The organism is Streptomyces mirabilis (assembly GCF_039503195.1).
GTDB lineage: Bacteria > Actinomycetota > Actinomycetes > Streptomycetales > Streptomycetaceae > Streptomyces > Streptomyces mirabilis_D.
Genome location: NZ_JBCJKP010000001.1, coordinates 3,073,296 through 3,094,870 on the forward strand (window position 1 = coordinate 3,073,296; position 21,575 = coordinate 3,094,870).

At 73.0% G+C, this 21,575-nt stretch carries 22 protein-coding genes; 8 read left to right on the forward strand and 14 right to left on the reverse strand.

All coding sequences use genetic code 11. From position 1 onward, the window contains the following. Window positions 1–225: 225 nt before the first annotated feature. Window positions 226–957, reverse strand: coding sequence for a VIT1/CCC1 transporter family protein (locus tag AAFF41_RS14560; protein WP_060902111.1), 732 nt, complete (start codon window positions 955–957; stop codon window positions 226–228). 249 nt (window positions 958–1,206) lie between these two features. Here AAFF41_RS14560 and AAFF41_RS14565 point away from each other — a divergent pair, with 249 nt between their 5' ends. Genes AAFF41_RS14565 through AAFF41_RS14595 form a run of 7 tightly spaced genes read left to right on the forward strand, consistent with a single transcriptional unit; the run spans window position 1,207 to window position 9,215 of the window. Then, a complete protein-coding gene (locus AAFF41_RS14565) occupies window positions 1,207–2,307 on the forward strand; it encodes an ADP-ribosylglycohydrolase family protein (protein ID WP_319748317.1) in 1,101 nt (366 codons plus the stop codon). Then, a complete protein-coding gene (locus tag AAFF41_RS14570; protein ID WP_319748318.1) occupies window positions 2,304–3,680 on the forward strand; it encodes an ADP-ribosylglycohydrolase family protein in 1,377 nt (458 codons plus the stop codon). Before AAFF41_RS14565 ends, AAFF41_RS14570 begins: the two co-directional genes overlap by 4 nt. A 7-nt stretch (window positions 3,681–3,687) precedes the next feature. Continuing rightward, complete coding sequence (locus AAFF41_RS14575) at window positions 3,688–4,848, forward strand: ADP-ribosylglycohydrolase family protein (RefSeq protein WP_319748319.1); 1,161 nt, start codon at window positions 3,688–3,690, stop codon at window positions 4,846–4,848. After that, window positions 4,845–6,227 (forward strand): ADP-ribosylglycohydrolase family protein, encoded by a 1,383-nt coding sequence (locus tag AAFF41_RS14580; protein WP_343324055.1) that lies wholly within the window; start codon window positions 4,845–4,847, stop codon window positions 6,225–6,227. Before AAFF41_RS14575 ends, AAFF41_RS14580 begins: the two co-directional genes overlap by 4 nt. Then, window positions 6,224–7,135 (forward strand): ribokinase, encoded by a 912-nt coding sequence (gene rbsK / locus AAFF41_RS14585; protein ID WP_319748321.1) that lies wholly within the window; start codon window positions 6,224–6,226, stop codon window positions 7,133–7,135. Before AAFF41_RS14580 ends, rbsK begins: the two co-directional genes overlap by 4 nt. Further along, window positions 7,132–8,382, forward strand: coding sequence for a CaiB/BaiF CoA transferase family protein (locus AAFF41_RS14590; RefSeq protein WP_343324056.1), 1,251 nt, complete (start codon window positions 7,132–7,134; stop codon window positions 8,380–8,382). The genes rbsK and AAFF41_RS14590 overlap by 4 nt, the downstream gene beginning before the upstream one ends. Continuing rightward, a complete protein-coding gene (locus AAFF41_RS14595) occupies window positions 8,379–9,215 on the forward strand; it encodes an HpcH/HpaI aldolase/citrate lyase family protein (RefSeq protein ID WP_254650256.1) in 837 nt (278 codons plus the stop codon). The genes AAFF41_RS14590 and AAFF41_RS14595 overlap by 4 nt, the downstream gene beginning before the upstream one ends. A gap of 58 nt (window positions 9,216–9,273) precedes the next feature. Here the strand turns inward: AAFF41_RS14595 and lgt are convergent, their stop codons facing one another. From lgt to hisI, 11 genes are all read right to left on the reverse strand, one after another. Then, the gene (gene lgt, locus AAFF41_RS14600; protein ID WP_343324057.1) at window positions 9,274–10,362 is read right to left on the reverse strand and encodes a prolipoprotein diacylglyceryl transferase; all 1,089 of its coding nucleotides are present in this window, start codon (window positions 10,360–10,362) and stop codon (window positions 9,274–9,276) included. Between the two features lie 191 nt (window positions 10,363–10,553). After that, on the reverse strand, window positions 10,554–11,330 hold the full coding sequence (locus AAFF41_RS14605; protein ID WP_319748324.1) for a DsbA family protein: 777 nt from the start codon (window positions 11,328–11,330) through the stop codon (window positions 10,554–10,556). A gap of 117 nt (window positions 11,331–11,447) precedes the next feature. Then, window positions 11,448–12,263 carry a tryptophan synthase subunit alpha gene (trpA, locus tag AAFF41_RS14610; protein WP_319748325.1) on the reverse strand — a complete coding sequence of 272 codons (816 nt, stop codon included), beginning with the start codon at window positions 12,261–12,263 and terminating at the stop codon, window positions 11,448–11,450. Continuing rightward, complete coding sequence (trpB, locus tag AAFF41_RS14615) at window positions 12,260–13,552, reverse strand: tryptophan synthase subunit beta (RefSeq protein ID WP_319748326.1); 1,293 nt, start codon at window positions 13,550–13,552, stop codon at window positions 12,260–12,262. Before trpB ends, trpA begins: the two co-directional genes overlap by 4 nt. Window positions 13,553–13,659: 107 nt before the next feature. Next, window positions 13,660–13,938: a tryptophan biosynthesis modulator TrpM gene (gene trpM, locus AAFF41_RS14620; protein ID WP_388411752.1), complete on the reverse strand. Its 279-nt coding sequence runs from the start codon at window positions 13,936–13,938 to the stop codon at window positions 13,660–13,662. A gap of 7 nt (window positions 13,939–13,945) precedes the next feature. Further along, window positions 13,946–14,755: an indole-3-glycerol phosphate synthase TrpC gene (gene trpC / locus AAFF41_RS14625; RefSeq protein WP_319748327.1), complete on the reverse strand. Its 810-nt coding sequence runs from the start codon at window positions 14,753–14,755 to the stop codon at window positions 13,946–13,948. 158 nt (window positions 14,756–14,913) lie between these two features. After that, a complete protein-coding gene (locus AAFF41_RS14630) occupies window positions 14,914–15,366 on the reverse strand; it encodes a DUF2752 domain-containing protein (protein ID WP_319748328.1) in 453 nt (150 codons plus the stop codon). Between the two features lie 114 nt (window positions 15,367–15,480). Next, entirely contained in the window at window positions 15,481–15,732 is a 252-nt protein-coding gene (locus tag AAFF41_RS14635; protein ID WP_054231454.1) for an HGxxPAAW family protein, read from the reverse strand. Between the two features lie 191 nt (window positions 15,733–15,923). Beyond that, window positions 15,924–16,577 carry a TIGR02234 family membrane protein gene (locus tag AAFF41_RS14640; RefSeq protein WP_179436605.1) on the reverse strand — a complete coding sequence of 218 codons (654 nt, stop codon included), beginning with the start codon at window positions 16,575–16,577 and terminating at the stop codon, window positions 15,924–15,926. A gap of 96 nt (window positions 16,578–16,673) precedes the next feature. Then, window positions 16,674–18,161, reverse strand: a complete 1,488-nt coding sequence (locus tag AAFF41_RS14645) for an anthranilate synthase component I (RefSeq protein WP_054231456.1) — start codon at window positions 18,159–18,161, stop codon at window positions 16,674–16,676. 11 nt (window positions 18,162–18,172) lie between these two features. Next, complete coding sequence (gene hisI, locus AAFF41_RS14650) at window positions 18,173–18,598, reverse strand: phosphoribosyl-AMP cyclohydrolase (RefSeq protein WP_319748329.1); 426 nt, start codon at window positions 18,596–18,598, stop codon at window positions 18,173–18,175. 121 nt (window positions 18,599–18,719) lie between these two features. Between hisI and AAFF41_RS14655 the strand changes: the two genes are divergently transcribed. After that, entirely contained in the window at window positions 18,720–19,355 is a 636-nt protein-coding gene (locus tag AAFF41_RS14655; RefSeq protein WP_319748330.1) for a TIGR03085 family metal-binding protein, read from the forward strand. Window positions 19,356–19,610: 255 nt separating this feature from the next. Here AAFF41_RS14655 and AAFF41_RS14660 read toward each other — a convergent pair whose 3' ends face one another. Beyond that, on the reverse strand, window positions 19,611–20,855 hold the full coding sequence (locus AAFF41_RS14660) for an MFS transporter (RefSeq protein WP_319748331.1): 1,245 nt from the start codon (window positions 20,853–20,855) through the stop codon (window positions 19,611–19,613). 99 nt (window positions 20,856–20,954) lie between these two features. Next, on the reverse strand, window positions 20,955–21,542 hold the full coding sequence (locus tag AAFF41_RS14665; protein ID WP_319748332.1) for an ArsR/SmtB family transcription factor: 588 nt from the start codon (window positions 21,540–21,542) through the stop codon (window positions 20,955–20,957). Window positions 21,543–21,575: the final 33 nt, after the last annotated feature.

Below are 21,575 nucleotides of genomic sequence, written 5' to 3' on the forward strand. Positions count from 1 at the left end.
CGTGGGGTGGCGTGGGGGTACCTCGCACGACAGTGAAGTTAAGGGGACCTAAGCGGACAGATCCATGTCCGTGGGCCCGGAGTACGGCGGGCAACGTCACCCACCGCACTGGCGCGGCGCAGGCCTCATTGCCCGCAGCGCTTACGGCTCATTCCCAGTGGTTAAGCGATCGAAACCAGCGAGTAACGGCTACTTATGCAGTCCCGTGCATAGGTGCGCGAGACATCATCCTACGGCGGTACCGAACAGGCTGCCCAGGAGGTACGTCACACCCGCCGCGGCACCCCCGAGCGCGAGCTGCCGGATTCCGCTGTACCACCAGCTTCGAGCCGTCACCCGGGCCACGATCGCGCCGCACGCGAAGAGCCCGATCAGCGCGAGCAGCAGCGCGGGCCACAGGACGGTCGCGCCGAGCAGATACGGCAGCACGGGGAGCAGGGCGCCCAGGGCGAAGGAGCCGAAACTCGACACGGCGGCGACGGCCGGGGAGGGCAGGTCGCCGGGGTCGATGCCGAGCTCTTCGCGGGCATGTATCTCCAGGGCCTGTTCGGGGTCGCGCGAGAGCTGCTTGGCCACTTCGCGGGCGAGCGCGGAATCGACGCCGCGCGACTCGTACAGCGCGGCGAGCTCGCGCTCCTCGTCCTGCGGATGCTTTCTCAACTCACGGCGCTCGACGTCGAGTTCGGCCTGGACGAGTTCGCGCTGCGAGGCGACGGAGGTGTACTCGCCCGCGGCCATGGAGAAGGCGCCGGCGGCCAGGCCCGCGAGCCCGGTGATGACGATCGTCTGATGGGAGACGGACCCGCCGGCGACACCGGTCATCAGGGCGAGGTTGGACACGAGCCCGTCCATCGCGCCGAACACCGCCGGGCGCAGCCATCCGCCGTTCACGTCCCGGTGGGTGTGGTTGTCGCGGTGCGCCTCGTGCAGCGTCGCCTCGGTGTCGATGATGGACATACCGGTCCCCCAGGATCCGTCGATTGGACTGTTTCTACTTTTTGACAACCATGAAACTACGCCTGGAATTTCTTCTCCGCCAGCAAGGAAAGGCTGAGCTAACCTGCGGCTTTACGCTCAAGTGCTCATCTGTTGAAGATCATGCACAGATGTCGACCGGGTGAATGAGGAGCCACGGACGGCTCTCCCCACCCCCTCCCGTGGGACACATCCCCAAAGGGCTCTGCGCCCTGAGAGGAGAGGCACCGTATGGCTTCCATCGCCTGCATTCCCTCCGTCCCGGCCCCCGGGGACTCGGCCGCTCTGCGCGAGCGGGCCCGCGGCGCGCTGCTCGGCCTCGCCGTCGGGGACGCGCTGGGCGCGCCCGCCGAGAACATGAGGCCGTCGCAGATCCGCGCGAAGTGGGGACGGATCACGGGGTACGTGGCCGAGCACCCGGCCGGGACGGACGACACGGAGTACGCGATCTTCTCGGGGCTGCTGCTGGCCCGGCACGGTTCGGCGCTCACCGTGACGCATGTCGAGGCGGCCTGGCACCAGTGGATCGCCGACCGCGACGAGGGGCCGTTCCGGGGCGCCGGCTTCAGCGAGCGCGGCACCCTGGAGAACCTGCGCCGGGGACTCGCGGCCCCCATCTCCGCCCAGCACCGGCACGCCTGGAGCGACGGTCTGGCGATGCGGGCGGCTCCCTTCGGCGTCTTCGCGGCGGGCCGCCCGGCGGAGGCGGCCCGGCTGGTGGCGATCGACGGCTCGGTGAGCCATGAGGGCGAGGGCATCTACGGCGGCCAGGCGGTCGCGGCGGGGGTCGCTGCGGCGATGGGGGGCGCGGCCACGATCGCGGTGGTCGCCTCCGCGCTCGCCGTGATCCCGGACGACTCCTGGACGGCCCGCTCCCTGCGCCGGGCGGTGGCCGTCGCCCACCGCGGGGAACGGGCGGTCCGCTCGGCGGTCGTCATCGGCGGCTACCCCTGGACGGACCTGGCGCCCGAGGCCGTCGCCCTCGCCTTCGGCGCGTACGCCGCCGCCGACGGCGACTTCGCCGAGTCCGTCCTCACCGCCGTCAACATGGGCCGTGACGCCGACACCACGGCCGCGGTGGCGGGCGCGCTGGCCGGGGCGACCCGGGGTGCCGCCGCGATCCCGGCGGACTGGGCGGCGGCGATCGGCCCGGCACGCGGCAGCTGCCTGCCCTCCATGGCGGGCCACCACGTACTGGACGTGGCGGAACTGCTCACACCGGGGGACGACGGGAAGTGGGGGACTGGGAACACGACACCTCCGCCCCCCGACCTGTACGCCCTCACCAGTGACTACATCCTTGCCGACGACGATGACGAGGTGCAGCCATGAGACCCGGCCTGGTGGGCGACGAACCCGGTACGGGATCGGCCTCGGCACCGGAAGCCGGGGGATCGGTCTCGATCTGCGACGTCGAGGACTTCCCCTCGACGACCGACGTCGAGGACTCCCCCTCGACGACCGACATCGGGGACTCCCCCACGACGTCCGACCCCGGGGACACCCCCACGACGACCGACCCCGGGGACACCCCCTCGTCGGACACGGCCCCCCGCACCGAGCCGGGCGCCGCCCCCGCACCCGCCCCGCGCCCCCGCCGGATCGAGGGCCTCCTGCTCGGACTGGCCGCGGGCGACGCCGCGGGCTGGCCCGCCGGCCGGCACCGCGCGGCCCGGATGCCCGAGTGGACCCGGCGGCTGACCCGCGAGCTGGACACCTTCGCGGAACAGAACGCGACGACCACCCTGCCCGTGCCCATCGCGCTGAACCAGCCGCCGGAACCCCTGCGGCTCGGCCCGTCGGACGACGCGGAATGGGCGGCGTTCGCGGCGGAGGCCGTGCTGCGCGCCGGGGACCGCAGCGCGCTCGGCGACCTGAGCCGGGAACGCCGGATGCGGGCGTCCATCGACCTGTCCTGGAACGCCGTCGCCAGCGAGGTCGCCGCGGCCGCCGAGCGCGCCCCCGAGGTCGAGTCCGCACTGCTCCCCCTCCGCGCCCGGATCTCCGTACGGGCGGGCCTCGGCAACCTCGCCACCGGGCTGCGCCCGCCCGCCACCGGCCACGACAACCCGCACTACTTCGACGACGCGGCCTGCGTACGGGCCTGTGTGCTCGCCGTGGCGCACCCGGGCGACCCCCGACTCGCCGCGGAACTCGCCGAGTTCGACGCCCGCTACACCCAGGACGGCGACGGGGTGCACGGCGCCCGCGCGATGGCCGCGGCCCTCGCGCTCGCCCTCGCCGGGGCCGACGTCGACGCGTGCGCGGACGCCGCCCTCGCCGAGCTCCCCGAGTCGACGGAGATCGGCCGCAACGCGCGGCACGCACTGCGGCTGGCCCGCGCCAGCGAGGACACCTTCGCCCTGGTCCCCCTCCTGGAACACCAGATCGTCGACCACGTCTACAGCTACGGCATCGCGGCGGCGGAGACCGTGCCGGTCGCCCTCGCCCTGGCCACCGCCGCACGCGGCCGGATCGCGGAGGCGGTGCCCGCCGCCGCCTGTCTGTCCCGGGTCGCGGACTCGGCCCCGGCCCTCGCGGGCGCGCTCACCGGCGCGCTGGGCGGGGGCGCCGCGATCCCGGCCTCCTGGCGCGACGCCTGCCGCATCCTGTCCGGCTGCGCGCTGCCCCGCCTCACGGGCACGGACCTGATCGGACTCGCCGACCTCCTGGAAGCGACGGAACTGGCCACCCCAGAGGGATGATTCGGGCATGACGCCCAAAGGAGAAGGATCGGGAACCCTCGACGAACGCATCACCGGAGCCCTCGTCGGAGCCGCCGTCGGCGACGCGCTGGGCGGCCCCGTCGAGGGCTACACCCCCGAGCAGATCGTCGAACGGCACGGCGGCCGGATCCACGGCATCGTCGGCCCCTGGAACGGCGGCGCCTGGCGCACCGCCCGCCCCATCGCCCCGTACCACAAGGGCGACGGACACGTCACCGACGACACCCTGATGACCCACGCGCTGGTACGCGTGTACGCCACCGTCCGCGACCACCTCGACGCGTACGCCGTGGCCGAGCACCTGGTCCCCGACCTCATGACGGGCCCGCGCTGGATCCCGGAACTGGAGGCCGAGGCCATCCCCCTCCAGCGGATCTTCCTCGCGGAGAAGTGGCTGGTGGCCCGCCTCCACTACGGCCATGTGGACCCCCGGGAGGCCGGCTCCGGCAACATCGTCAACTGCGGCGCCGCGATGTACATGGCGCCGGTCGGCCTGGTCAACGCGGCCAACCCGGCGGGCGCGTACGCCGAGGCGCTCGACGTCGCGGGCGCCCACCAGTCGTCGTACGGGCGGGAGGCGGCGGGCGTCTTCGCGGCGGGGGTGGCGGCGGCGTGCGCCCCCCGGGCGACCCCGGACTCGGTCGTCGCGGCCTGCCTGTCCCTGGCGAAGGACGGCACCCGGTCCGCGATCGAGGCGGTCTGCGAAGTCGCCGCCCGTCACACGGACTTCGAGTCGGCGCTGATCCCGCTCCGCGAGGCGGTGGCCCCCTACGACACGGTCGGCCCCGACTACCGCTCCCCCTCCCTCGCCGGCCGCCGCCCCTCCCGCCTCCACGCGATCGAGGAACTCCCCGTCGCGCTGGGCATGTTGGTGGTGTCCGGGGGCGACTACCGGCACGCGGTCCTCGGCTCGGTGAACTACGGCCGCGACTGCGACTCCATCGCCACCATGTCCGGCGCCCTCGCCGGCGCGCTCGGCTCCGAGATCCCCCACGACTGGGCCAAGACGGTCGCCGAGGCCAGCCGCCTGGACCTGCACGCCCCGGCGACCGCCCTCACCGAGGTGACCCGCGAGATCTTCGCTCGTGACGTCGGCCGTCGTCGCGCCCACGAGTCCGCGCACGCCGAGCTGACGGGGACCCCATGACGCTCCGACTGACCTGGGTCCAACCCGAGGACCTGCTCGGCCACGAACTCGCCCAGGCGTGCCAGGACGGCCGCGCACCGGAGGCGATCGCCGCCCGCTGGCACGCGGCGGGCGGCCCAAAGGCCCCACCGCGCGCGGGCACGTCCCCGACTCCGGCCTCGCGGTATCTGCGCGCACTGGCGGGCGACCTCCTGGACGAACTGGCGGAGCTGCCCGGCGGGTTGGCGGATGCGGAACCGACGGACCTGGGGCAGATCAGGGCCCACTGCCCGGACTGGCCCGCCCGGCCCGGGCCCACCCCGGCCCCCGCCCCCACCCAGGCCCCACTGGAAGCCGCCTGGCTCGGCAGAGCGGTCGGTTGTCTGCTCGGCAAACCGGTGGAGAAACTCCCCCTCGAAGGGATCCGCGACCTGGCCCGGGCCGGCGGAAACTGGCCCCTGCGCACCTGGTTCACCGCCCGGGGCGTACCCGACGACCTCCTGCGGACCCACCCCTGGAACAGACGCTCCGCCCCCACCTCCCTCGCCGAGAACATCGACGGCATGCCCGAGGACGACGACCTCAACTACCCCCTCCTGAACCTCCTGTTGCTCCAGCGATACGGCAGGGACTTCACGACCGCCGACGTGGCCCGCCTCTGGCTGGACGAACTCCCCGCCGGCCGCACGTTCACCGCCGAACGCGTCGCCTACCGCAACCTCCTCACCGGCATCGAACCCCCGCACACGGCCCACCACCGCAACCCCTTCCGCGAGTGGATCGGCGCCCTGATCCGCGCCGACGTCCACGGCTGGACCAACCCGGGCGATCCGGCGGCCGCCGCGGCAGCGGCCCACCGGGACGCCACCCTCACCCACACCGCGAACGGCGTGTACGCCGCGATGTTCACGGCGGCCACCATCGCCGAGGCGGCCACCGGCCACGGCGACATCCACGCCTGCCTGCGCACCGGCCTCACCGTCGTACCCCCCGCCTCCCGGCTGGCCGAGGCGATCCGCCACGCCGTCCACCTCGCCCGCACCACCGAGGACTTCGACACGGTCGTCGACGCACTGCACACCACCCACCGCGCCTACCACTGGGTCCACGCCCTCCCCAACACCGCCCTGATCGCCGCCGCCCTCACCCACGCGAACGGCGACTTCTCCGGCTCCATCTGTCGCGCGGTGTCCGGTGGCTGGGACACCGACTCCAACGGCGCGACGGCGGGCAGCGTCGCGGGCCTTCTCACCGGCACCCCCGCCGCGCTCCCCGACCGCTGGACCACCCCCCTCAAGAACCGCCTCGCCACCTCCGTCGCCGACTTCGACGGCATCGGCTTCGACACCCTCGCCCAGCTGACCCACCAGCTCACGCACCGGGAGACCCGTCACCCATGACCCATATCGCCGTGCTCGGCAGCACGAACATGGACCTCGTCGCGTACGTCGCGAAGGCCCCGCAGCGCGGAGAGACCGTGACGGGACGGGAGTTCCGTACGATCCCCGGCGGCAAGGGCGCCAACCAGGCGGTGGCCGCCGCCCACGCGGGCTCCGACGTCTCGATGATCGGCGCGGTGGGCGCCGACGCCTTCGGCTCCCAGCTCCGTACGACCCTGGAGCACTCGGGCGTGGACACCGACCACCTGCGCACCACCGAGGGCCCGTCCGGCACCGCGCACATCGTCGTGGACGACGAGGGCGGCAACGCGATCGTCGTCGTCCCCGGTGCCAACGCCACCGTCGACCACCTCGCCCCCGGCGACGAGGCCCTCATCGCCGGCGCCGACGCGCTGCTGCTCCAGCTCGAGATCCCACTGGCCGCCGTCCTCGCGGGCGCCGAGGCCGCGCGCCGCCACGGCGTCCGCACCGTCCTGACCCCCTCCCCCGTACAGTCCCTGCCACCCGAACTCCTCGCCTCCATCGACCTGTTGGTGCCCAACGAGCACGAGGCCGCCGCGCTCACCGGCGTCACCGACCCCCGCGAAGCGGCCACCGCCCTGCTCGACCAGGTACCGGAAGTCGTGGTCACCCTGGGCGCGGCGGGCAGTCTGTACGCGGCCCGCGGCGCCGAACCCCTCGCCGTGCCCGCACCACGGGTCACCGCCGTGGACTCGACCGGCGCGGGCGACACCTTCGTCGGCACCCTCGCGGTCGCGCTCGCCGAGGGCCGGCCGATGCGTGCCGCTCTCGCGTGGGCGTCGACGGCCGCGTCCCTGTCGGTACAGCGCGCCGGCGCCTCGTCCTCGATGCCGTACCGCTCCGAGATCGACGCCCAGGCCACCACGACCACCCGGCACACCTCATGAGCGGGCATACGGGCTCGGAGGCGGGGACGGCCCGCGGTCCGCTCACCGCGTCGGGGACGAGTGACGGCCCGCTCACCGGGCTGCGCGTCCTCGACCTCGCCACCCTGTTCGCCGGACCGCTCGCCGCCACCATGCTCGGCGACTTCGGCGCGGAGGTCGTCAAGGTCGAGCACCCGGCCAAGCCCGACCCGTCCCGGGGCCACGGCCCGTCGAAGGACGGCATCGGCCTGTGGTGGAAGCTCCTCGGCCGCAACAAACGCACCATCACCCTCGACCTGTCCAGGCCCGGCGGCCGCGCCACCCTGCTGCGCCTCGCCGCCACCGCCGACGTGATCATCGAGAACTTCCGGCCCGGCACCCTGGAGAAGTGGGACCTGGGCTGGGCGGAGCTGTCGGCCGCCAACCCCCGCCTCGTCCTCGCCCGCGTGACCGCCTTCGGCCAGTTCGGCCCGTACGCGCACCGCCCCGGCTTCGGCACCCTCGCCGAGGCGATGAGCGGCTTCGCGGCGATCACCGGCGAACCGGACTCCCCGCCGACCCTCCCGCCCTTCGGCCTGGCCGACTCGATCGCGGGCCTGGCGACGGCGTACGCCGTCATGGCCGCGCTCCACGCCCGCGACGCCTCGGACCGCGGCCAGGTGGTCGACATGGCGATCATCGAGCCGATCCTCACCGTGCTCGGCCCACAGCCGCTCTGGTACGACCAGTTGGGCTACGTCCAGCCCCGCACCGGCAACCGCTCCGCGAACAACGCGCCCCGCAACACCTACCGCACGGCGGACGGCTCCTGGGTCGCCGTCTCGACCTCCGCCCAGTCGATCGCCGAGCGGCTGATGCGGCTGGTCGGACGCCCGGAGCTGATCGAGGAACCGTGGTTCGCGACGGGCGCCGACCGGGCCCGTCACGCGGACGTCCTGGACGAGGCGGTGGGCTCCTGGATCGCCCGCCACCGCCGCGCCGAGGTCCTGGACGCCTTCGAGAAGGCGGAGGCGGCGGTGGCCCCGATCCAGGACGTACGGGATGTGATGGAGGACCCGCAGTACGCGGCCCTGGACACGATCACCACCGTCGCCGACCCCGAACTCGGCCCCCTGCGCATGCAGAACGTGCTCTTCCGGCTCTCCGCCACCCCCGGCGCGATCCGCTGGACGGGCCGCCCCCACGGTGCCGACACGGACGCCGTCCTCACCGAACTCGGCCTGTCCGAGGCCGAGATCACCACCCTCAGATCGGAAGGCGCCCTATGAGGATCCCGGCCCTCCCGCTCACCTGGCTCTACGCCCCCGGAGACCACCCGGAAGTGGTGGCCAAGGCCCTCGTCTCCGGCGCGGACGTCGTCCTGATCGACCTGGAGGACGCGGTCGCCCCGCACCGCAAGAAGTACGCCCGCGCCGCCACCGCCGAGTTGCTCTCGGACCCTCCCCCGGTCCCGGTCCACGTCCGCGTGAACGCGCTGGACGGTCCCTTCGCCGAGGCCGACCTGAGGACGCTCGCCCCGCTCCCCGGCCTCTCCGGCCTCCGGCTGCCCAAGGTGACCTCCCCGGCCGATGTCGTCCGGGTCGCGGAACACTCGGCCCCCTCCGAAGGAGGCGCGATCCCCCTGTACGCCCTCCTGGAAACCGCCCTCGGTGTCGAACACGCCTTCGCCATCGCCGCGGCCCACCCGGCGGTGCGCGGCATCGGGCTGGGGGAGGCGGATCTACGGGCCGACCTGGGCGTACGGGAGGACGCGGGCCTGGACTGGGCCCGCGCCCGGATCGTGGTCGCCGCCCGGGCCGCCGGCCTCGCGCCGCCCACGCAGTCGATCTACCCGGACATCCGGGACCTCGAAGGTCTCGCCGCCTCCTGCGCCCACGGGCGCACCCTGGGCTTCCTCGGCCGCGCGGCCATCCACCCCCGTCAGCTCCCGGTGATCGAGCACGCCTATCTCCCGACCCCGGCCGAGGTCGAGACCGCCGAGCTCATCGTCAAGGCCGCCGCCACCGAGCCGGGCGCCCAGGCCCTGCCCGACGGCCGCTTCGTGGACGCGGCGGTCGTGGCGGGCGCCCGCCGCACGCTGGCGCTCTCCCGCCGGAAATGAGCGAAGGGGGGCGCCGCGTCCTCGGACGCGGCGCCCCCCTTCGACGTGCTGGAGGAGCTCAGACCTTCTTGGCCGACTCGGCCTCGCCCCTCGGTGCCTCCACGGACTCCTCGGGCTCCACGAGCTCCTCGGATTCCGCGGGCTCCACGGACTCCTTGGGCTGCGCGGGTCCGTCGGACTCGCTGTCCGTCTTCGCGTCGGGATTCTTGCCGTCGAGCTTCTTGTCGTCGGACTTCTTGTCGGTCGTCTCGTCGGCTTCGTCGTCAGCCGTGCTGTCGGCCTCGCTGTCGGCCTTCTTGTCGAGGGCGACGGCATCCCCGTCTGGGGTGTCCCCGTCCGGCTCGACGACCTCCTCGCGTCCCGGCCGCAGCCGCGCCGACACCACGATGTAGGTCACCGCGAGGAGGAAGACCACCATCGCGGTCCAGTCGTTGAGACGCAGGCCCAGGATGTGGTGGGCGTCGTCGACGCGCATGTACTCGATCCAGCCGCGGCCGACGCAGTACGCGGCGACGTACAGCGCGAACGCCCGCCCGTGGCCGAGCGTGAAGCGGCGGTCCGCCCAGATGACGAGGAAGCCGACGCCGACGCACCACAGGGACTCGTACAGGAACGTCGGGTGGTAGTACCCCGGCACGCGCCCGTCCGTGGAGGACGTGATGTGCAGCGCCCACGGCACGTCCGTCGCCTTGCCGTAGAGCTCCTGGTTGAACCAGTTGCCCCAGCGCCCGATGGCCTGGGCGAAGACGATGCCGGGGGCGAGGGCGTCGGCCCAGGCGGGGAGCGGGATGCCGCGTCGGCGGCAGCCGATCCACGCGCCCACCGCACCGAGCGCGATCGCGCCCCAGATGCCGAGGCCGCCCTGCCACACCTTGAAGGCGTCCACCCAGTTACGGCCGTCGCTGAAGTACAGCTCGTAGTCCGTGATCACGTGGTAGAGCCGGCCGCCGACCAGGCCGAACGGGACGGCCCACACCGCGATGTCGGCCACCGTGCCGGGCCGCCCACCCCGGGCGATCCAGCGTTTGTTGCCGAGCCAGACGGCTACGAAGACGCCGATGATGATGCAGAACGCGTAGCCGCGCAGCGGGATGGGTCCGAGGTGCACCACACCGTGCGACGGGCTGGGAATGTAGGCGATATCCATGGCAGGGTCGACGCTACCCTGCCGGACCGGACCCACGGCAAGCAGCCCGGCTACGGGTCCATAACAGGGGCCCCGAACAGAGGCCGCGACACGGGGCGTGACGAAGGCCACAACTCGGGTCAGGACGTGAGCAACGACATGAGTCGCCCCCGGCCCGTGTCCGAGCCGGGGGCACAGGGCCGACGCGGGGCTCAGGCCTTGTTCTCCGCCTCCACCATCTGCTTGAACTTCGCGGGGGTCATCGTCTGGTCCTCGTAGATGTTCTTGCCGCCCAGCAGCACGGTCGGCGTGCCCCGGAATCCGCCGCGCTGGAAGGCCGCGTTCGACTTCACGACCCAGCTGTTGTGCGTGCCGTCCTTGACGCACTTCTGGAAGGCAGGGGTGTCCAGGCCGTCGACCTTGCCCGCCAGCTCGATGAGCTTGCTGTCGTTCGAGAAGTCGTCGGTGGCCTCGCTGGGCTGGTTCTCGTACAACACGTCGTGGTAGGCCGTGAACTTTCCGGCGTCCTGGGCGCAGGCCGCGGCGTTGGCCGCGTGCCGGGAGCCGCTGCCTCCCCTGCCGTCGTCGATGAGCGTGACCAGGTGGTACTCCACCCTGAGTTTTCCGGCGTCCACCAGCTCGTGGATCGTCGGGCGGAACCCCGTCTCGAAGGCCTGGCAGGCCGGGCAGCGGAAGTCCTCCCAGACCGTGAGGGTCGACTTGGCGCCGTCCTTGCCGACGGGAATCGCGAGGCCGTCCTTGCCGGTCGCACCCGAGGGCGACACGGCCGGACCCGACGCGGCGCTCTTCTTGTCCTTGCCCGAGTTGGCGGCCAGGACGCCCACCACCGCGGCAAGGGCCAGGACGCACACCACCGACGCGCCCACGATCAGCGCCCGGCGGCGCCTGTCCGCGGACTTCTGCTTCTCTCGCTCGACCGCCATCCGCTCGCGGGCGGTGCGCTTTCCGTCACGGTTCTTCTCGCTCACAACCGGCAGAACGAACCGGGGAGGCGCAGCGCGCCTCCCCGGTCCCAGGTCCACCCGTTCGAGTGAGTGGATTGTCCGTTACGTACGCAACAGGGCGCGTACGCGGCGGAAGGTGTCTCAGGCCGTACCGCGCACGCCCTTCGCCAGATCGCCCGCGAGGGCGCGGACCGCGTCGAGGCCCGCGGCCTCGTCCGCCGCGTCCAGCATCCGCTTGACGAAGGCCGAACCGACGATCACACCGTCGGCGAAGCCGGCCACCTCGGCCGCCTGGGTGGCGTTGGAGACACCGAGGCCGACGCAGACCGGCAGCTCGGTGGTGGCCTTGGTACGCCGCACCAGGTCCTGGGCCTGGGCGCCCACGGACTCCCGCGTGCCCGTGACGCCCATCAGCGAGGCCGCGTACACGAAGCCGCTGCCCGCCGAGGTGATCTCGGCGAGCCGGGCGTCCTTGCTGCTGGGAGCGACGACGAAGACGGTCGCGAGACCGTGCTTCTCCGCGTGCTCACGCCACAGCGCCGACTCCTGGACGGGCAGGTCGGGCAGGATGCAGCCCGCGCCGCCCGCCTCGGCCAGTTCGGCGGTGAAGCGCTCGACGCCGTAACGGTCGATGGGGTTCCAGTACGTCATGACGAGCACCGGCTTCCCGGTGGCCCCATGCGCCTCACGGACCGTGCGCATGACGTCGGCGATCTTGACGCCGCCCTTGAGGGCGATGTCGTCGGCGGTCTGGATGACGGGCCCGTCGAGGACGGGGTCGCTGTGCGGCAGACCGATCTCGACGATGTCCGCGCCGCCCTCGAAGACGGCCTTGACGGCCGCGATCCCGCCGTCGACCGTCGGGAACCCGGCCGGCAGGTACGCGATGAGCGCGGAGCGCCCCTCCGCCTTCGCGGCGGCGAGGGTGTCGCTCAACAGCTGGATGTTGCCGCTCACTTGGCGTCCCCCTCGATCTCTGCGGTGTCACTGTCGGCGTCCGGCTCGACGACGGCGTCGGCGGCGGTGTCGTACAGGCCGAAGTAGCGGGCGGCCGTGTCCATGTCCTTGTCGCCGCGCCCGGACAGGTTGACGATGATCAGCCCGTCCTTGCCCAGCTCCTTGCCGACCTCCAGGGCCCCGGCGAGCGCGTGGGCGCTCTCGATCGCCGGGATGATGCCCTCGGTGCGGGAGAGCAGGCGCAGGGCCTGCATGGCCGCGTCGTCGGTGACCGCGCGGTACTCGCCGCGGCCGCTGTCCTTGAGGTAGGAGTGCTCGGGGCCGATGCCCGGGTAGTCGAGGCCCGCCGAGATGGAGTAGGGCTCGGTGATCTGCCCTTCCTCGTCCTGGAGGACGTACGACCGCGACCCGTGCAGGATGCCGGGTTCACCGGCGGTCAGGGTCGCGGCGTGCTCCCCGGTCTCCACGCCGTGTCCGGCGGGCTCGCAGCCGATGAGGCGTACGTCCGCGTCCGGGATGAAGGCGTGGAAGAGACCGATGGCGTTGGAGCCGCCGCCGACGCAGGCGACGGCCGCGTCGGGGAGCCGTCCGGCGCGCTCCAGGATCTGCCGCCGGGCCTCGACGCCGATGACCCGGTGGAAGTCGCGGACCATGGCGGGGAAGGGGTGCGGCCCCGCGACGGTCCCGAAGAGGTAGTGCGTGTGGTCGACGTTGGCGACCCAGTCCCGGAAGGCCTCGTTGATGGCGTCCTTGAGGGTGCGGGAGCCGGACTTCACGGCGATGACCTCGGCGCCGAGCATGCGCATGCGGGCCACGTTGAGTGCCTGCCGCCGGGTGTCGATCTCACCCATGTAGATCGTGCACTCGAGGCCGAAGAGCGCGCAGGCGGTGGCGGTGGCCACGCCGTGCTGACCGGCGCCGGTCTCGGCGATGACGCGGGTCTTGCCCATCCGCCTGGTGAGGAGGGCCTGACCGAGCACGTTGTTGATCTTGTGGGACCCGGTGTGGTTGAGGTCCTCGCGCTTGAGGAAGACGCGCGCCCCACCGGCGTGTTCGGCGAAGCGGGACACCTCGGTGAGTGAGCTCGGGCGCCCGGTGTAGTTGACGAGCAGGTCGTCGAGCTCGCGGGCGAACTCGGGGTCCGCCTTCGCCTTGTCGTACTCGACGGCGACCTCGTCCACGGCGGCGACCAGCGCCTCCGGGATGAACTTGCCGCCGAACGCGCCGAAGTACCCCTCGGCGGTGGGAACTCGACCCTCGGGGTCGGGAATGAAGAACTCGCTGGGCATGCGGATACCTCGCAGGGGCGACAGCCCCGGTTACAGGTCGGACAGGGGTCACGTCGGTCGCGCACGCACAGGTCGCCCCGAGGACACCCGGAGTCGGAGCCGTCAGCTCACCGCGAGGTGCGGCGGGCCCGGAGCGGCGTCTGCACGCGTGCGCCGGCGGGCCATCGCATGCCGTTGACCTGGCCCGGTTCGTCACCGATGACATACCGCACGCGGCGCCCGTGGACGCGGCGGGCCGGTGCCCGGCAGCCGCGCGGCCGACAGCCGCGGGCGAGGCGGGCGTAGGGGTCGCGCGCCCCGGCGGCAGCAGCCCGGACGCACGCCACTCCCCCGTCGGGGCGTGCGCCCGGACGGGTGACGGCGGTGGCGTGGGGCGCGCTGCGCACCGGAGTGTCAGCTCCGTCCGTGGCGCAGCGCGGGGTGGGCCCCGGCCGCGACGAGGTCGGCGACCGCCGTCTTCGGGTCGCGGCCGGTGACGAGGGACTCGCCCACCAGGACCGCGTCGGCGCCGGCGTTGGCGTACGCGATGAGGTCGTGCGGCCCGCGGACGCCGGACTCGGCGATCTTGACGAGGCCGGACGGGATCTCGGGAGCGATCCGCTCGAAGGTGGTGCGGTCCACCTTGAGGGTCTTCAGGTTGCGCGCGTTGACGCCGATGACCTTCGCCCCGGCGTCCACCGCCCGCTCGACCTCGTCCTCGTCGTGCACCTCGACCAGCGGCGTGAGCCCGATGGACTCGGCGCGCTCGATGAGGGACTCCAGGGCGGCCTGGTCGAGGGCGGCCACGATCAGCAGCGCGAGGTCGGCGCCGTACGCGCGGGCCTCCCACAGCTGGTACGACGTGACGATGAAGTCCTTGCGGAGCACGGGGATGTCGACCCGGGCACGGACGGCCTCCAGGTCGGCCAGCGAGCCGCCGAAGCGGCGCTGCTCGGTCAGGACCGAGATGACGGCCGCGCCGCCCGCCTCGTAGTCCGCGGCCAGGGACGCGGGGTCGGCGATCGCGGCGAGCGCGCCCTTGGACGGGCTGGAGCGCTTGACCTCACAGATGACCTTGACGCCGTCGCCACGCAGGGCGGCCACGCCGTCCTTGGCCGCGGGAGCCTTCGCCGCGCGCTCCTTGAGCTCGTCGAGGCTGACGCGCGCCTGCCGCTCCGCGAGGTCGGCACGGACTCCGTCGATGATCTCGTCGAGCACACTCACGCGAGCGGCCCCCTTCCCTGACGGTGAACGGTTGAGCCTGTCGACCCCAGACCGCCGTTCCGACGGTCATGATGGGTCACTCCGATGGTATCCGGAGGAAGGGCTTGGCTTCACATCCGGTTGACGCCGGTCCCACCACCTGGACGTTTGCCATTTGATCAAGGGTGCAGCCAGCCACCGAAGGGCAGGTTCCGGACAACGGTGAAGACCAGGAGCAACACGCCCGCACCCCAGAGGTGCACGGGCCCCAGGTCGATCCGCAGCGGCCGTCCGCGCGCCGAGCGGACCGCCCAGACGGTCCACACCACCGCGAAGACGAAGTAGCCCGTGAAGGCGAGCGCGTTGTCCGTGAAAGCCGCCGCGAAGTCCCCGTGCACGAAGGCGTGCGCGCTGCGCAGACCGCCGCAGCCGGGGCAGTACAGGCCCGTGTAGCGCAGCAGCGGGCAGACGGGGTAGTGCCCGGGCTGGTTGGGGTCCACGGCCCCGACGTACGCGAAGGCGCCGGCGACGGCCGCGAGCGCCCCCGCGGGGACGGCGAGCCGCCGCGGCGCGACCCGCTCAGCAGGTCGGGGCGGCGTCACCCTCCGGGTTTCGGCGTTCACCCGTCGCATTCTGCCCGTCCCGGGCGTGGCGCGCTCGTCGCGGGTGCGGCGGGCCCGGGGCGGACGCGCGAGAGGCGGTCCCGGCGGGAGTGCCGGGACCGCCTCTCGAGAAGCCCTGGGGGGTCAGCTCTCGGCGCCGACGGCCTCGCGGACGGGGTGCGCCACGGCCGGGGCCGCGGTCCTCTTCGGCTGGCCGAGGCCCGCCGCGCGCATGGCCATGCCGACGACACCGCCGAGGACGACGATGACCATGCCGGCCCAGAAGCCCAGCGGGTTGGCCATCACCATGAAGGCACCCGCGACGCAGAAACCGATGAAGGCGATGATGACACCGGTCCAGGCGGCCGGGGTGTGACCGTGGCTGCTGCCCGCCATGACTTGCTCCTCGTTGCTGATTACGTGTGTGAGTCGGACGCTCATCGTCCATTCTCCCGTACGCACGCCTGCGGCGGGAGCGCGGGGTGGCGACTGGCACGTCACATTCTGCACGTCACGACCAAGGTCCCGGGCCGTAGGGCCCGCCCGGTCTGCCCGATTCCGGTCCTTGGCCTCGGCCGATTCCGGTCCTAGGTCCCGGCCGGATCCGGTCCCGTCGGGTCCTCGCCCCGGTCGAGCGCCTTCCAGATGTCCTCGGGCCGGTCGGGGTCGACCGGCTTGGCCTTGCGCGGCCGGGGCGTCCCGTCGCGCTCGTAGCGGCCGGACATCGCGGGCCACAGCCGTCCGTAGCGCAGCGCGAGCAGCCCCGCGAGGAGGATGAGCGCGCCGCCCGCCGCGGCCGCGTAGGGCCAGGCGGTGTGGCTGAGGGCGCTCGCGGTGGCGGCGGTGTCGCCGGAGGCGGCCGCGGCCTTCTCGTCGAGGGCGGAGCTGTCGCTCGCGCCGAGCACCGCCGCCACGACCGTGCCCGCGCCGGAGAGCGCGAGCAGGGCGGAGACGAGGAAGCGCCCGGAGCTGCGGACGGCGAAGACGGCGACGAGTGCGGCGAGGCCCACTATGGCGAGCGCCGCGGGCACGCCCGTGACGTCGCTGCCCTTGGCGGTCAGCGGGAAGGCGCCGCCGGCCACCGTCGCGGTGCCCTCCGACCAGCTCTGCCGGGTGGAGAGCAGCGCCACGGCCGCGCCGAGGGCGCCGCTGAGCAGGGCGACGGCGAGGCTTCGGCGGCCGGACCGGGCGGGTCCCGCGGCTTCGGATCGGGGGGAAGGTACAGCTGTCACGTAGTCCACTATCGCCTGAACCCCGGGCGAACCGTCACCCGGGGTTCACGTGACCCTCGTCCTATCGCCCGAACTCGTACGGCAGAACCCGGATTGCGCCGCCCGCTACCGGCCGAGCCGGTTGGCGGTGTGCACCGCGCGCAGGACCGCGGCGGCCTTGTTGCGGCACTCGTCGTCCTCGGCGACGGGGTCCGAGTCGGCGACGATGCCGGCGCCCGCCTGGACGTACGCGGTGCCGTCGCGCAGCAGGGCCGTACGGATGGCGATGGCGGTGTCGGAGTCGCCGGCGAAGTCGAGGTAGCCGACGCAGCCGCCGTACAGGCCCCGCCGGGACGGTTCGAGTTCGTCGATGATCTGCATCGCGCGCGGCTTGGGGGCGCCGGAGAGGGTGCCGGCCGGGAAGCAGGCGGTGAGCACGTCGAAGGCCGTACGGCCCGCCGCGACGCGTCCGGTCACGGTGGACACGATGTGCATCACGTGCGAGTAGCGCTCGATGGACATGAAGTCGACGACCTCGACGGAGCCTGGCTCGCACACCCGCCCCAGGTCGTTGCGCCCCAGGTCGACGAGCATCAGGTGCTCGGCCCGCTCCTTGGGGTCGGCGATCAGCTCGTCGGCGAGGGCCTGGTCCTCCTGGACGGTGGCGCCGCGCGGCCGGGTGCCCGCGATGGGGTGCACCATCGCCTGCCCGTCCTCGACCTTGACCAGGGCCTCGGGGGACGAGCCGACGACGTCGAAGCCGTCGAAGCGGAAGAGGTACATGTACGGGGAGGGATTGGTCGCCCTCAGGACGCGATAGACGTCCAACGCGCTTGCCGTGCACGGCGTTTCGAAGCGCTGGGAGGGGACGACCTGGAAGGCCTCGCCCGCCCGGATGCGCTCCTTGATGTCCTCGACGGCGTCCTGGAAGTCCGGGCCGCCCCACAGGGCGGTGTACTCGGGCAGCTCGGAGGGCGGGAGCGCGGCGGGCGGCTGGGAGACCGCGCGGGAGAGGTCGGCCTCCATGGCGTCGAGGCGGGCGACCGCGTCCGCGTAGGCCTCGTCGACTCCCGTGTCGAGGTCGTTGTGGTTGATCGCGTTGGCGATCAGCTGGACCGAGCCGTCCCAGTGATCCATGACGGCGAGGTCGCTGGTGAGCAGCATGGTCAGCTCGGGAAGCTTCAGATCGTCCCGCTCGCCGGGGCCGATCTTCTCCAGGCGGCGCACGATGTCGTAGCCGAGGTAGCCGACCATGCCGCCGGTGAACGGGGGCAGGCCCTCTCCGTGCGGTGTGTGCAGGGCCTCGATGGTGGCGCGCAGGGCGGCCAACGGGTCCCCGTCGACGGGGACGCCGACGGGCGGGGTGCCGAGCCAGTGGGCCTGCCCGTCGCGCTCGATCAGGGTGGCTTGGCTGCGGACGCCGATGAAGGAGTACCGGGACCACGAGAAGGACGCGCGGCCGTTCTCGGCGGATTCCAGGAGGAAGGTGCCGGGGCGCTCGGCGGCCAGCTTGCGGTAGAGCGCGACCGGCGTGTCGCCGTCGGCGAGGAGCTTGCGGCTGACGGGGATGACACGGCGGTCGGTGGCCAGCTTGCGGAACGTCTCGAGATCCATGGCGGCTGACCTTACTGATCCAGTGACGGTACGCCGGAATCGGCGCCCTGGGGGTCCACGGGGGCCGCCTCCTTGAGGAGCACGTCCTCGTCGAAGCAGGTACGGGCGCCCGTGTGGCAGGCGGCGCCCACCTGGTCGACCTGGACCAGGATCGTGTCGGCGTCGCAGTCCAGGGCCACGGACTTCACCCACTGGAAGTGGCCGGAGGTGTCGCCCTTCACCCAGTACTCCCGGCGGCTGCGCGACCAGTACGTGCAGCGGCCCGTGGTGAGCGTGCGATGGAGCGCCTCGTCGTCCATCCAGCCGAGCATCAGCACCTCACCGGTGTCGTACTGCTGGGCGATGGCGGGGACGAGTCCGTCGGCGCTGCGCTTGAGGCGCGCGGCGATCTCGGGGTCCAGGCCGCTCGGGCTGCTGGGCGGGGGCGTGCTGGTCATGCCGACCATTGTGCCGCGCCCGTGGGACGCAGCCGCCAGTTGTCCACAGGCCGGACCGTGCGCCCCCCTGAACGCCGCCGTCCACTGGGCGGGCTCCTGGGGCGGTCGTAGGCTTGCTGGCATGTCGACCCATGCCAAGCGTGAACGACTTCTCCTCGCCGACCTGTTGGAGGCCGAGGGCCCGGACGCCCCGACCCTGTGCGAGGGCTGGAACACCCGTGATCTCGCCGCGCACGTGGTGGTGCGCGAGCGCCGCGCGGACGCCGCGGGCGGGCTGCTGCTCAAACAGCTCGCGCCGCGTCTGGAGCGGGTGCAGGCGGAGTTCGCCGAGAAGCCGTACGAGGAGCTGATCCAGCTGATCCGTACGGGCCCGCCACGCTTCTCGCCCTTCGCGCTGAAGCAGATCGACGAGGCGTCGAACACGGTCGAGTTCTACGTCCACACCGAGGACGTACGGCGGGCCCAGCCGGACTGGACGCCGCGCCCGCTGGACCCGGTCTTCCAGGACGCCCTGTGGTCCCGCCTGGAGCGCACCGCCCGTCTCGCCGGCCGTGGCGCCCCGACCGGCCTGGTGCTGCGCCGCCCGGACGGCCAGACGGCCGTCGCCCACCGGGGCACACCGGTCGTGACGGTGACCGGCGAGCCCTCGGAGCTGCTGCTGTTCGCCCTCGGCCGGCAGAAGACGGCCGACGTGGAGCTGGAGGGCGACAAGGACGCGATCGCGAAGCTGAGCGAGACGAAGCAGCTGGGTCTCTGAGCGGGCTCACCGAACCGGGTGCGGCTGCGCACCGCCGGACCTGCCAGGGCCTGTCCGGCACCTGTCAGGGCCTGTCCGGCGGATCAGGGCGGAGGAGAGCGACGGTGACTCATCGATGCCGGAGAGCGGGGCTTGGTGCGTGCGGCTGCACGGCCACGGGGGTCCCCCTGCTCGAAGAGCTTGGGATAGGGCGTGCCGGCCCCCGCGTCTGCGGCATGATCCGCCGGACCGGCCCTGAGGCCCCGAGCGGCCCGTTCAGCGCGGCAGCTCGGCGCGGCGCAGAGGCCGGGAGCAGAGGGCGATGATCCCGCTCAGGGCGCAGATCGCGGCGCAGGTCGTGAAGACCGGGCCGGTGCCCCATCGCTCGACGGCCCAGCCGACCACCGGGAAGGTGAGCGGCGCGACGCCGAAGCTGACCAAGGTGGAGACCGAGATGACCCGACCGGCGTAGGCGGGTTCGGTCTGCGCCTGCACCAGCGCGCCGCTCAGGGCCCCGCCCAGCCCGGCCAGCAGACCGATGCACAGGGCCACGCAGGCCCCGGCGGCGACGGACGCCACCTGCGCGAGCCCCCCGATGGCCACCGAGCCCGCGACGGCCGTCACCACCATCACGAGTCCGGCGCGCGGCACCCACCCCCGCAGGGCGAGCAGCAGGGACGCCGCACCCGCGCCGGTCCCGAACCCGGCGAGCACCCAGCCCATCCCGGACGACCCCCAGCCGCGCTGCTGCGAGAGCAGGGTCAGACCGAGGTTCATCGGTCCGACGAAGCCCAGGTCGGCGAGGGCGATGGCGAGCACCAACGGGCGGAGCACCGGGTGGCGGCGGATGCGCCGGAGCCCGTCCCGGAGTTCGGCCATGACCGCTCCGCGCGCCTGGTCGTCGTCCGCCGGCGACCGCCCGACCCGTATGGTCAGCAGCATCGGCAAAGAGACCCCGATCAGCAGCGCGGCCAGTCCGAACGCCCCGGCGGTACCGCCGAGGGCCACGCCCAGGCCGCCGAGCGGGCCGCCGAGGACGGTGGCGAGCCGGGTCGCCAGGCCCCGCATGCCCTGGACCCGGGCGAGCTGGCTCCGGGGGGCGAGCAGGGCGGGGAGGGCGCCCGCGGCGGGCAGGAAGACGGCGTCCACGACCCCGAAGAGCACGGCCACCGCGCCCAGCGCCCAGAGTCCGGGGCTGGTCGCGAGGAGCAGCCCGGCGGCGGTCAGGACGAGAGCACAGCGCACCGCGCCGCTGCCGACGACCACACGACGCGGCCCGAACCGGTCGGCGACCACTCCCCCGCCGAGCATCAGCAGGGCGCGGGGCACGGCGCCGGCGGCCGACACGAGCCCGGCCTGCGCGGGCGTCCCGGCCTGGACGGCGGCCCAGGACAGGGCGATGTAGTAGACGTTGTCGCCGATCGCCGACGAGGTGTACGCACCGACCCAGCGCAGCACGTTGGGGTCACGGTGGGCGGGCCGCTCGTCGGCCGCGCCCGACCGCACTGCGGTGACGCTCATGGGGTGTGTCCTCTCAGACCCGGCTCAGACCCGGACCCGGTCCCTGACCGGGACCAGACCCCGGACCGGGACCGGGACCAGACCCGGCTCGGGCGCGGCTCAGACGCGGAACGGGAAGGCGTACGTGTGCACCGCGACGTTCTCGCGGCCTTCGGTGTCACCGGCCTCCTCGGCGGCCCGGCCCCGCTCCGTGTAGGCCTTGAACAGGGCCTGCATGTCCGCGACCAGCTCGGACAGCTCACCGGCCGTCAGCCGCATCGCGGACTCGGAGGACTCGGCGGCGCGGTTCCACTCGGGTGTCCAGTGAGCGCGTTCGTCGAGGTAACGGCGGTACAGGTCGGCGCGCTGCTCGGAGAAGAGCCGACTGGCCGCGGTGTACACAGCGGCCTTCTCGGGCGCGCCGCGGAAGTCCTCGTCGCGGATGCTGACCCCGTCCGAGGCGGGCTGCCACCAGCGCTCCCGGCCGTCGGCGCTCTGTGCCGGCGCCTCCTCGATCACGCCGTGCTCGGCCAGCTTGCGCAGGTGGTAGCTGACCAGTGAGACGGCCTCGTCCACCTGCTCCGCCAGCTGGGAGGCGGTGGCGACCCTGGCCACGATGAGCCCCCGGTAGAGCTTCATCCGCAACGGATGGGCCAGCGCCTTGAGCGTGCCCATGTCCGTGATCCGGCGGTTGTCCTTGCTTGCCATGTCCCGAACCGTAGATACAAAAGAAAAATTGCA